Origin of the sequence: Arcicella lustrica, assembly GCF_034930985.1 — a bacterium.
In the GTDB taxonomy this organism is placed as follows: Bacteria; Bacteroidota; Bacteroidia; order Cytophagales; family Spirosomataceae; genus Arcicella; species Arcicella lustrica.
Genome location: NZ_JAYGIM010000011.1, coordinates 167548 through 180449 on the forward strand (window position 1 = coordinate 167548; position 12902 = coordinate 180449).

8 protein-coding genes are annotated in these 12902 nt (G+C 34.9%); 1 reads left to right on the top strand and 7 read right to left on the bottom strand.

Annotated features, from left to right (window positions below; translation table 11 throughout):
- Positions 1-55 precede the first annotated feature (55 nt).
- The 5 genes from VB798_RS15175 to VB798_RS15195 form a co-directional block, all read right to left on the bottom strand.
- Positions 56-1057: a FecR family protein gene (locus tag VB798_RS15175; RefSeq protein WP_323259787.1), complete on the bottom strand. Its 1002-nt coding sequence runs from the start codon at positions 1055-1057 to the stop codon at positions 56-58.
- Positions 1058-1143: 86 nt separating this feature from the next.
- Positions 1144-1743, bottom strand: a complete 600-nt coding sequence (locus VB798_RS15180; protein WP_323259789.1) for an RNA polymerase sigma factor — start codon at positions 1741-1743, stop codon at positions 1144-1146.
- Positions 1744-1977: 234 nt separating this feature from the next.
- Complete coding sequence (locus tag VB798_RS15185; RefSeq protein WP_323259791.1) at positions 1978-4449, bottom strand: glycoside hydrolase family 2 TIM barrel-domain containing protein; 2472 nt, start codon at positions 4447-4449, stop codon at positions 1978-1980.
- A gap of 4 nt (positions 4450-4453) precedes the next feature.
- Positions 4454-6355, bottom strand: a complete 1902-nt coding sequence (locus VB798_RS15190) for a glycosyl hydrolase (protein WP_323259793.1) — start codon at positions 6353-6355, stop codon at positions 4454-4456.
- Positions 6322-7311 carry a glycosyl hydrolase gene (locus tag VB798_RS15195; RefSeq protein WP_323259795.1) on the bottom strand — a complete coding sequence of 330 codons (990 nt, stop codon included), beginning with the start codon at positions 7309-7311 and terminating at the stop codon, positions 6322-6324. Before VB798_RS15195 ends, VB798_RS15190 begins: the two co-directional genes overlap by 34 nt.
- A gap of 281 nt (positions 7312-7592) precedes the next feature.
- Between VB798_RS15195 and VB798_RS15200 the strand changes: the two genes are divergently transcribed.
- Positions 7593-8321: an NUDIX hydrolase gene (locus tag VB798_RS15200; RefSeq protein WP_323259797.1), complete on the top strand. Its 729-nt coding sequence runs from the start codon at positions 7593-7595 to the stop codon at positions 8319-8321.
- A gap of 77 nt (positions 8322-8398) precedes the next feature.
- Here VB798_RS15200 and VB798_RS15205 read toward each other — a convergent pair whose 3' ends face one another.
- Together VB798_RS15205 and VB798_RS15210 are read right to left on the bottom strand one after the other, a co-directional pair.
- The gene (locus tag VB798_RS15205; protein WP_323259799.1) at positions 8399-8791 is read right to left on the bottom strand and encodes a hypothetical protein; all 393 of its coding nucleotides are present in this window, start codon (positions 8789-8791) and stop codon (positions 8399-8401) included.
- Positions 8792-8859: 68 nt separating this feature from the next.
- A complete protein-coding gene (locus VB798_RS15210) occupies positions 8860-12318 on the bottom strand; it encodes a ThuA domain-containing protein (protein WP_323259801.1) in 3459 nt (1152 codons plus the stop codon).
- Positions 12319-12902 lie beyond the last annotated feature (584 nt).

Below are 12902 nucleotides of genomic sequence, written 5' to 3' on the forward strand. Positions count from 1 at the left end.
TAGCCCAAAATGTATTTATACTTTTAATGCTAATAGCTTATTGGTAAGATTAATCTTATTTCAAGTGAATACTGTTCCCATTTTTAGTAATTTGAACGGGATATAATTTTTGGAGTTTTACAAAAAATATATCTACAGAATCCGTTGGAAATGAACCCGTAAAAGTTTCATTTTTTAAGGCTGGGTTATCAATTACCATGTCGATGTTGTATAAATCTTTCATCATTTTGGCCATTTCTACCAATGATTTTTGTTTAAACAACATTACTTTATTTTTCCAAGCAGTGGCATAAAGCGCATCTACTTCTTGCTTAACCAAAGCTGTTTTCGATTGACTAACGCTTTCATTTGGACGTAACAAAACAGTATTGGCAACATCTTTTTCATCCGTTACTTTTACTGAGCCTTCTTGCAAAACAATATTCTTTTCATGTCTGCGATTTGAAACACTAAAAATTGTTCCTAATACTTCTACATTCAAATTCTCTGCATGAACGATAAAAGGAAGTTTATTGCCATTATCTACTTGTTTGCTTACTTCAAAAATCACATCGCCTTCTACCCAAACTTCACGGTTGGAATTGGCATACATTCCATTTTTATAAACGATAGAAGAATTGGCATTTAACGTAACTACAGAACCATCGTTTAGGGTAATTTGCTTAATTTCTCCAAAACTCGTTGTTACTTCTTGGGTTCTAAAACGATAAAAATATAAACTAACAGCAGTAATCATTACCAAAGAACAAGCAACTGCCAACCAATTCCAATAATTTTTAAGCGGTTTGATATTTGTATTTGTATTTTCAATGGCTTCATTTTCCAGATTTATGGCAATATTATGCCAAATTTCTGAGCGTTCTGTGGCTGTCCATTTTTCATTAAAATCAATTTTTTGAATGAATTTAGACGCTTGTGCTACTACAGCTTTTTTCTCAGGATGTTCAAGAAGCCATTGTCTCCAAAACGCTTCCGTTTGTTCATCTGGTGTTTTTACCCATTTTTGGAAAAAGTCATCCATTATAAAATCTTCTATGTCAAATGCTAAATAGTTCATTTTCAAAATGGGAAAGCTGTTGATTAAATTAAGGATTATATCGTTAAAGACGTACTTTATTGTTTTTGTAACCTTTTAAAAATAAATTAATTGCGAAGCAAACAAGTGAACAGCAAAAGCATCATTGGCAATAGCAAATCTATTTTATCCGAAAGGTTATGTCTTAAACTTTTGATGGCTCTGTGTAAAGTATTGCGCAAAATCTGGTAATCTAAACCCGTTACTTCAGCAATGCTTTCGTAACTCATGTTTTCAAAAAAACGTAAGAAAACAATTTCTTGCTGGCGTGGCGGAAGCGAACGAATGGCTACTTTCAGCATATTATCAATATCTGGCGCATCTAATTCTGGGATTTGACTGTAATTATTCACGAAAAAATCATCTTCTGGGTTTGTATCCGACTGCTTTCGGTCGTTTACAACGCTTTTTAAAATAATTCTTCTGAGCGATACGATAAGATAATATTTGACGGAATTGGGAGTAGAAAGATTTTTTCTTCGATTCCAAACCTGAACAAAAAGCTCTTGCACAGCATCTTTTACCAAATCTCGATTATACACAATCGAAAGTCCGTACTTCAATAGCGTGTCAGCATATTTTTGGTAAAAATAGCCCAGTGCTTCTTGTTCTCCATCAAGAAGGCGTTTCCACCAATCGGTTTCGTTATTTGGTAATTCTGAATACAAGTTTTAATAATTTCAAGAAAAAACATAAATCGTTTATGTGCAAGTTAAAACAAGATTCTAGGCTTCACAAAGAAAAATAGTACTTTCATCAGTAAAACCGCCATTTGCAAATAATACGCTCGTATTTTGAGCAAACAAAGAAACCCCAAACACAAAGGAAAGGGGTTTTATCTGTTTAGGTCAATTTGTTTCTCCTGAAATAATAAAATTGATGAAAAAAATTTCAGCTAAATTTTACTGTGATTTAATTTTCAAAATACTGCTTTTCAGTCCTTCTGCTTCTGCTTTTAAGATAATTTCTCCCACTTTTTGTGTTGGGCGAACAATTACTAATCCTTTTCCTTGGAATACTTTTTTCTCTGGTTTCTGGAAACTCGACATATCTCTTGGATTGCCATTGCCTACGCCTATGATTCTACCATTGCCTGCGATTTGGTACTTTACTAATACTTCATCTTCAGATGGAACAACATTTCCAAATTCATCTACAATCTCTACGTTAATGTAAGCAAGGTCATTTTTATTCGCTTTGATAATTGCTCTATCGGCTTTTAAACGTAGTGCAAAAGGCTTTCCTGCTGTTGTGATTGTTTCAGAAGCCACTTCTTTATCGCCTTCAAAACAACGAGCCACTAATTTACCTGCTACATAAGGAATTGTAAATGTTGCTGTTATAGAACCTTTAGGAACTGTTTGCTCGGTGATTACTTTACCATTCAATTCTAATTTTACGATTGAGCTTCTTGTAAAAACCCTTACTTGTAATGAGTCATTTTCATGTCCTGTCCAAGTCCAAGATTTCAATTCATCTGGAAAACCATAAAATCCTGTCTGTTCTTTGTAGCCTGCTGGAATGGGACGATGAACCAACATCTCAATTTTACTTCTTCGCCAAACAACATCCAAGTAATAGGAAGCTGATTTTTTGTTGCCAATCAAATCTAATTCGCCTGTATATGAATTAAATATTGGCCATTGGGGTGACATAAACGTTTCGACAAAACCTTCGCCCATAAGACCATCCCCTTTTTTACCTGTATTGCTTTTAAGTCTTGCCAAGCCAATGCCTCCCTCGCCCAAATAATCTATGCCTGCCCAACTAAAAGTACCGATGACATAAGAATTTTTCTCTACGGCATTCCAATTTTCTAATGCCTTTGGTGGAAAATATTCGGTGGCAACCATTACTCTTTTGGGAAATTTTTTGTGGTCGCTTTCATAGTATTGCAAGGCGTAATTATAGCCACTTACATCAAGTGCATCGAATGAAGGAGCTGTCGCATCCCATTTTTTCCTTTTTAGCAAGGGAATATGGAAAGGAATTGCTGCTGTAACAGGTCTTGTATTATCCAAAGTACGCACAAAATCAGCTAATTTCTGTGAAGTTTCATAGCCCAAACTATCTACTATTTCGGGGATTTCATTACCAATACTCCACATAATAACCGAAGGATGATTAAAATCTTTTTGAATCCAGGATGTCAAATCTTTTTGCCACCAATTTTTGAAAGAATCAGCATAATCATCTGGTGTTTTGTTGATATTCCACATATCAAAGGCTTCATTCATTACTAACATTCCAAGTCTATCGCAAGCATCTAAAAGCTCTGCAGAATAGGGATTATGAGCAAAACGAACAGCATTGTAGCCATTCTTTTTCAGTAATTCAATTTTTCGTTCTTCGGCTCTATCTATCGCCATCGCTCCCAATGGACCGTTGTCATGATGAATACAAGCACCTCTGAGTTTTATATTTTTTCCATTCAGCGTAAAGCCTGTTTCAGCATCGAAGTGAATATTCCTGATACCAAAATGTTGTGTGTATTCATCAATCACTTTGCCGTTTTGTTTCAAAAGCACTTTTGCTTTATACAAAATTGGATTTTCGATATTCCAAAAAGCAGGGTTTTTCAAAATGATATTTTGCTCCATTTTACTTTTGCCAGAAACAATCACTGTATTAGTAGCCACTAATTTTCCCGTACTTGCATATAGTTCGCTTGTTAAGCTTAGATTTTCTTGAGCATCGTTGATGTTTGTAGTAATTTGAATAGCAGCTGATTGCTCAGAAACTTTGCTTGAAACTATCTGAACGCCCCAATTTTCAATATGTGTTGGATGAACGATATTCAGCCAAACATGACGATAAATACCTGAACCTGAGTACCAACGAGAATTATCTCCTTCATTTTTTACTTCTACGACAATCACATTTTCTTGTCCAACAGGATTCAAAAATGCAGTCAGCTCATAAATAAACGAAGTATAGCCATTCGGGTGATTACCTACATGATGCCCATTAATCCAAACATCGGAATTCATATAAACGCCATCAAATTGGATATAAACCTTTTTCCCAGCACTTGTTTTGTCTAACACAAAGTGTTTTCTGTACCAAGCCGTTCCGCCTACAGTGAAAGCAGTGGCATTTTTACCAACTGCTTTTTTAGAGAAGGGACCTATGATACTATCGTTTGGCATTTCTACCAAATCTTCAATACTCCAATCATGCGGTAAATCTAATTTTCGCCAATCAGTATCATTAAATTTTACGTCTTTTGCATTCGTTTCTTTGCCTTTTTTGAATTTCCATTGGTCATCAAAAGAAATTTTTCTTCCTGACAAAATAGGTTTAGCGATTCCTTGTAACGTAATTCCCAATAATATGATGCTCAAACAAAGGAGCTGTTTCACGGTATTTTTCATGTACTTATTCTTTTACTTCTAAGATTTTAACTGTACCCACCAAACCATTTGACATCAATTGCCCATCCATTTTTTTGAATTGTCTATAATGCGAATTACCTTTTACAGCTTCAACAATAAAATGATTCAACAAAGTTGGTAATACTCTAACTTCTATCTTATTAATTCCTTTTTGCAAATACTTATCTACTGCCAAAGTATAAGGAGGATTGATTCTTTTACCTGCAAATTTTCCGTTAATGAATACTTCTGCCGTGTGATACACTTTGCCCAAATCCAGTAAGTAATGCTTTTTTGAATCTATTTCATTTATTTCAAATGAGCTTTTATAAATTGCTTCAATGCCAAGATGTTTAAAGGAATTGTTTGTTTTCCAGTCGAATAAATGACTGTTTGTTACTTTTAATGTATCTGCTTCAATAGCCCATTTTTCAATATTCAAAAGTGTTTTAGCATTTGTAGGGCTAACTGGGGCTTTTGATAGTAAAGAATTATCTGTAATCGGTTTAGTAGAAGCATACAAAATCACTGAACTATAAGGCGGAATTTGATAGCTTGCCTTTGACTGATTAGCATTTTGAGTGATTGTACCATCTTCTGCATTAAGCCAATAACTGCCTGTATATTTTTTATCAAGCGATAATGAAATTGTTTGCCATTGGTCACTTTTATTCCAGATAAATTGAATACGACTTTCATCGTTCATTTCTCTTTGAATTTGGCGAGTAAAATGATAAGAATCATTAAATTTCACGGTCTGTTTTAAGGTAGCAATCCAAGTATCAACTTGTTCTTTTTCAGTAATTTGAGTGCTATTTTTCTGTTGAATCGCTGATTTTAAAAGTGTTGCTACTTTCTTATCATTTTCTTCCCAATTCAGAAAAGATGGTTGCTTTTTAGGTAAATTTCCTGAATTCAAAAATTTCATTCCTTGACTCGCTAATTTGGCAATTTGTTGAGCAGATTGAAGTTCTATCGTTGAATTATCCGATAAAATAAGTGCCTGATAAATATTGCCTCTGATATTGATTTGCTTGTCATTCGTAAGTTTCGCTTCTTGAATAGATTTATCATTTACCCATTCCCAAGTAATACCTTTGGCTTCCAATTGATTGATAAGCTCCCACGTTTTTTCAGCCCATTTACTTTTTTCATCTACTTGTTCCTTTGCTTTCGCCAAAGGAGGTTCAACGCCAACCATTTCACCCATCGCCATAATTTCTGTTGGATTTTCGGGCATTTTATCGACATTCATATAGGGGAAATAAATCAAAACATCAGTTTTGGCTTTTCCAGCACGCAAAGCATATTGTGTTCGCTGAATGTATTGATTAATGTCTTTTTGGTATTTCCAGAAAATATCACTCTCACCATAATTTGACGAGAAATTGACCATACCTAAGACTGAACTTGAAAATGGATACCAGCCTTCTTTGGCAAAATCTTTAGGAAAATAGCGATAAGGAATTCCATGATAAATAATTTGATTCGCTCCCGCCGCAAATAATTTATCAACCGCCAAACGTGTTTTTTGTGGCGTTGTCATATAAGCTCTGTTGATAAAAACCACAGATTCAGACGAAACCAATGGACGATTATACAAATGAGCTCCAGAAGAAACAATTTTCATATTTGCCTCAGAAGCCAACATGCTTTCCATTTCTGGAATAGATGCTAAACCAGCAATTGACATCATATCCATATTCAAACCATATGTTTGGGTACGATGCAACAGCCCTTGTTTTTCCATAAAATCCTTACTCGTTTTCAAGAAATGTTCTCCCAATAATTCACTTAAAGTAAGGTCGTAATCATGGCGAATTCTGGCATCTGTTTCAGCATCAAAAGTGAAATCTTTCGGCGCATTCGGATTCATAAAAGAAACATAGTTGTAACCTTTTTGCATATTTGCTGCCAAATAAGGCGTTGGACGTAACCTCTATGCTTTTTAAACCAATCTATAAAATCGTGGGAATAGTGTCTATCTGCCTTGAATTCATAACTATCGTTAAAAATCGCTCTCATCGGATTACCGAAATAAGGTTTTAATCCCGTCCGTTCGCCAAAAAGATGATTGTACAATTTGAGTACTTTTTCTGAATTAAAATGGTCAACTACATACCCTTGTTTTGGCTCTGACGACATCGGTGTTTCTCCGCTTGGCAAACTCCAATAAGCAATAATTTTCCAGTAACCATCAGGTAATAAACATTTTACAGAATCACCAACTACTTTATTAGTAAGAATTATACTCGAATGAATATCTAAAGGTGTTGTTTTCAGTGAAAGGTTTTCCTTCCCTCCTACTATTTTAGAAGCTACTACGGCTTGTAAAAGAGAGTTCCCTATTTTACTTGGTACTTTGGGCAAAGCCACCGTCAAAGGCTTCCCTCCTTCTACAGTAACAGTATTAAATTTAAGGTTACGAAACCCATCATCTCCTTGCAAAATGGAGCTTCCTGCTGGCCAACCACTTCCATTGGTCATGTCGATGATAAGTCCTCTTTTGCGAGCTTCCTCCATCACTGCTTTCACATTTTCGTAATATTGAGGCGTATCCCAACTTAATATTTTATCACGATTCTCTGCCGTAATAGGCATGCCTAATTTTAGCGTTTGTATCTCTACTCCTGCAAAAGTATTATCCGCAAAAAGATTAATTTCTCTTTGTAATTCTGTGGCATTTACATCATTCCCAGGCCACCACCAACGAGCCATCGGGCCAAATTCCTGCGTTGGATTTTTGAATTTTGTCGAATTGAAATCATAATAAGTCAACCATTTTGAAGGTTGTTCCTTCGATGGTTTAAAAGCAAATGTTATTAGAAGTACTCCTAAAACAAGCAATGTCCATTTTTTCATATCAATTATTGAATATCATGCTCTTCTCGACAATTAGCATGAGTAATCTGTAGCCGATAATGTTTCAGCATTATCGGCTATTTTTATTTAAAAATAAATTGGGTTTTATTTCTTTATACTGTCCTTATTTATAGGACAAATATAAATGGAATATTTAAACATACAATAAAATTAGTACAATTATTATTACATTTTGTAACAATATAAAGTTTGAGTAAATTTGTAGTATATTCGCCCAATTTTAATTAAAATTGAATCAACAAAACATAAACTACTTATAAATGGATGCCGCAGAAACAGCACTGAATGTGTTTGATAACTACATAAAACATATTGCCATCGATTGTGTAATATTCGGTTTTCACAACAATGAGCTAAAAGTTTTACTCGTAAAAATTAAAAACTTAGATGGTTGCTGGATGCTACCGGGTGGATTTATTCAAAGGGCGGAAGGTGTGGATGAAGCTTTAGATAGAATGCTTAAAGATAGAACTGGATTGACGAATATTCACCTCGAACAATTTGGCATTTTTGGTGATGTAAATAGAGTCTCAAGAAATTTTATTTTAAATTTAATTCCCTCTGAACATCATGATGATTCTCGCTTAAATTGGTTAGCAGGCAGAGTGATTTCAATTGGTTATTATGCTCTGGTTGAATACTCTAAAGTAAAGCCTAAAGTCTATGAATTTTATGATGAAGCCTTTGAATGGTTTAATATAAATGAATTACCAACCTTATCATTGGATCATAAAGACATCATTCAAAAAGGATTAGAAACATTGAGAATGATGCTTGACTATAAATTGGTAGGCTTTGATTTACTTCCTGAAACTTTTACGATGCAGGAACTCCAAAAACTGTATGAAACAATTTTAGGGAAAGAGCTTCGTAGAGACAGTTTTCAACGTAAAATGCTGGATATGAACATCTTAGAAAGACTTGAAAAGAAATACACTGGTGCAGCCAATAAAGCTCCTTATCTGTATAGATTTAAGGATAAATCTTAGTTTTTGGATTATATTAAAAGGCTTTTTAACGGTAAAAATAAAAGGAGAGAATACTTCCCTCCTTTTATTTTCAGCAACTACTTGTCTTTAATTCTTACTGCTTTTGCATCAAACATCCCCATCAATTGCCCTTTCAAGTTATCGTCATTTTCTTTTTTTAAAGGCAAGGTTACATCATAACCAGAAGCTGAAAAAGCGATTTCAATTTCACCATCTTTCTCCTCAATAGATGTAATCGGAATAGCTGGTTTTGTGGTATCTGTTGCGTCTTTTAATTCCCCCGTCAGTTTTCCGTCTTTGCGTACAAGTACAGTAACCATTTTACTATCTCCATTGGGTGTTCCGAAAATGGTTATTTCCCATTTTCCCACAAAGAAATCTTTAGTCGGCGCTGGTGTTGTTGTCTGTGAAAATCCATTGATTACTACTCCAAGTAATAACACAAATAGAAGAATGCTTGCTTTTTTCATGTAATTGATTGTTTAATTGTGAATTTGATTTAAAAAATTGTTGTACTCTTTTGAATTATAAGACTTTATTATTCAGTTTTGAGCTTAAATTCCACACTCGTTACCACCATTAATGTTTGACCTTCTGATTTTGGATTGACAAAAACCAAGTATAAATCATGAAGTTTGTTCGTAACAGTTTCTGGTAATTTTACTGGAATACTTAACGGTGCCGCTCCAAACATTGACTTATCTGAAGCTTCCAAAAAGGCTGTTTCGCCAATTAATTTCCCGTTCGGACTATCCATATGTAATTCTATTTTTCCGCCTGCCGCATTTAACTGAGCTTTCTGTGCCGAAGCAAAAATCTGAAGTTCTGTAATTCCATTCAAATCAACCTGTTTCATTCTCGCACTTGCTCCAGATTTTGCTGGCATTAATAAATTTCTTCCACTAAATGCCATTTTATTGATGTTATCATACTCATCAAAACTATGTACATCTACTTTGGCATTTCTTAGTATGAATGATTGCTCTGATTTCAAAGAAGGAAGATTATTCGCTCCTTGGTCTTCATAAGAAGCTCTTACGATAAATACACCTTTTCCTTTATCTCCTGATGGAATTTTGGCATCAAATTTCCCTTTTACTGGTAAAGATTTTTCCTTCGGTTTTTCATTGGAAAGATTTAAAATATACTTTACCATTTCAGCTGCATCATTAGCAGAAAGCTGTGGATGCCCAGCCATGGCAGTTTCGCCCCAAACACCATTTCCTCCTGAAATTACTTTTTTCGTCAGTCTTTCCAAGGCTGTGCCATCTCCTTTGTATTTGCTTGCTACTTCTTTATAACTTGGTCCGATTGATTTTTTTTCTTTACTATGACAAGCCGCACAATCACTGCCATCTATCAGTTTTTTTCCTGTGGCAAAAAGGGCATTAGCATCTGCCGAACGGTGTCCTTGGGCAATTTGTATTTTATCGTAACCTTCTGATAAATAGTCAATACTCACCGCTACTTGCTCTTCATTGATGTCTTTCCCTAATGTGCCGTCTTCTTTATCTTTTACTTTAATTTCGTAGTTGAACGATTGATTCGGCACAAAAAAAGTCTTATTACTTTTTGGCATTTCCAAACTCAAAACTGGCGGTTCATTTCCAACTGCAATTTCCATAGACTGACTATTCGATGCTCCTTTGCCGTCATTTACTGTTAGCGTAGCTTTGTAAACGCCTATCTTACTGAGCATTAAATTCGCTTCTGGCGTGTTGACAATCTTACTAAAACCATTTTTTGAAGTAATTTTCCAAGTATATTTCAAAACATCTCCATCGGCATCAACCGTACCTTTTGAGCTAAGTTTTAAATTGAACGGAACGGCTCCTCCCATCTGATTCGCCACCATTTGAATTTGCGGTTTACGATTTCCTCCATTGTATTCTATTCGAATTAAACGAGCATCATCATTGGCAGTAAACCATCCAGAACCGTATTCTAACATATACAAATCTCCATTTTCGTCAAATTCCATATCCATTGGGTTGCTGAACTTATAACTTGGCATAAAACGCTCCATTGACTCAAAATTACCTTCTTTATCCATCGTTACTGCCATAATCCAGCCACGCATCCATTCATAAGCTAAGAATTTTCCATCATAATACTTCGGAAAAGAACGAGTAGCATTTTTAAATTCATCCGAATAAAATACTGGCCCAGCCATCGCATTTCTACCACCATTTCCTACCAAAGGGAACTCTTTCGACAATCCATAAGGATACCAAATAAATGCTTTCTGTGCTGGTGGAAGCACTTTTAAGCCCGTGTTATTGGGGGAAGTATTTGTAGGAGCATTCGCATCCCATTGTTCAAGAGACTTTTTATTGGCAAAATCATATTTATAGTAAGCTTGATTATCGCCTACAAAATGCGGCCAACCAAAATTCCCTGCTTTACGTGCTTGTCCTACTTCATCATGTCCTGCTGGACCTCTATTTTCTGTTGGTTTCGAAGCATCTGGCCCTACCTCTCCCCAATATACGTAACCAGTTTTTGAGTCAACTGAAATACGGAAGGGATTTCTATGTCCCATCGTATAAATTTCTGGACGAGTATTCGGCGTACCTTTTGGGAATAAGTTTCCTTCAGGAATCGTATAGCTTCCATCGGCTTGTGGTTTAATTCTGATGATTTTACCTCTCAAATCGTTTGTATTTGCAGATGACTTTTGTGCATCCCAAGCACTTCTTCCTTCTTGTTCATCACTTGGGCTATAACCACTTGAACCATGTGGATTAGTATTATCGCCAGTCGATAAATATAGATTTCCGACTTTATCCCAAGCGATAGAACCTCCTGTGTGGCAACATTCTTCACGCTGAGTAGGTATTTCTAATAATACTTTTTTAGAATCAAGGACTAATTCATCGCCTTTGAGTTCATATCTTGTTAAGATATTTTTAGATGCTTCTGGAGTTGAATAATATAAATAAATCCAGTGATTTTGAGCAAAATTTGGGTCTTTATTCAATCCTAATAGTCCATCTTCAGCTACTGATACTTTCCCTTCTTTACTGACATATTTAAGGTTAACTGGAATTTTAGCAATGGTTTTCAATTCTTTCGTTTTGATATTATACAAACGAACTTCTCCTTTTCGCTGAATAAACAATACTCTCCCATCGTTTAGTACTGATAGCTCCATGGGTTCATCCAATTTCTCTTCTAAAACTACTTTTGTAAAACGATTTTCTTCTGGTCTTGCTTTGCTAAAGTCCACATTTTTAGGCATTTCCCCTCCTAGTGACGATAGTCCAGCAGCATATTTGATACCTGCCCAAAGATGATTTAGGAACAGTGGTTCTGAAAATGTTTCATTGGTATGTCCCATTGCCGTATAGAATGAACGACCGCCATCAAATGCTTGATACCAACTCATTGGGTGATTCTCGCCGTTTTTACCACCGATATAGCTTTTTTCGTCAATTTTCAAGACTACATTGATTTTCGGGGAAATGTCTTTAAAACTATAAAACTCATCTGTACGCTCAAATTCCTCTGGCATTCCTGCTGTAAATTCATTTTTTTGAGTGATAAAATACTTGCCTTTTTGTACATTACTTGGCGTAGATGGATGATCCAAGAAAAATGCTCCAGCCAATTTCCCATACCAAGGCCAATCGTATTCACAATCTGTTGCAGCGTGAATCCCGACATATCCCCCACCCGCTTGAATGTATCGCTCAAAAGTACTTTGCTGTTCGTTGTTCAATACATCGCCAGTTGTATTGAGGAATACCACAGCATGATATTTTTTAAGATTTAGTTCATTGAAGGTCTCAGCATCTTCTGTAAAACTCACACCAAAACCTTTCTCTTTCGCCATTCTGGCTAAAGCTGTTTTTCCTGCATCAATCGACTGATGCCTAAATGCTGCGGTTTTACTAAAAACCAATACATTTGTTTTAGCAGTTTGTGCCTGTAACTTAATAAAAGATAATAGCGAGCATAACACTATTATTATCGAAAACTTTCTTTTTGAAAACATTATTTTGATTATTAAATCGTCTATCCTTTATTTAGAGAACATATAATTGTATTTAGCTGACATATAGAACTTTACAAAATTTTAGCATAAAAATTATACCCCAATCCATCTTAATAAATGGTATGAGTTTATATTTTCTACACCCTATTTTGTCTTTATAAATTGAATATTAGGTATTGATTATTCCTAATAAAAATTAAGTGTTTCATCTAATTCGAAACAAATTTACAGGTAATATTCATAAATACAATAACATAAGTGCAATTATTATTACATTTTGTAACAATAATAATTTTATGTAAAATCTTATCAAACCATCATTCATTATTGCACGAAGATTTAGCTTGCTGATTAAAGAAAATCTGGAAAGTATTTTTGACTAGCAAACGATTACGGCGTTCAAAAGGCAGTTGTAGGCAATAAACAATCAAAAGCTCATTATGATACTTTGCTATTTGTAATATAACTTTTAGAGTGTCTTTCTCTTTCATGAAAAAATTAAAAACCTTTGTAAAAACATAAAGCAAATCAAAAGCTCATTGTGATACTTTGCTGTTTATAATATAACTTTTAGAGTGTTCGTA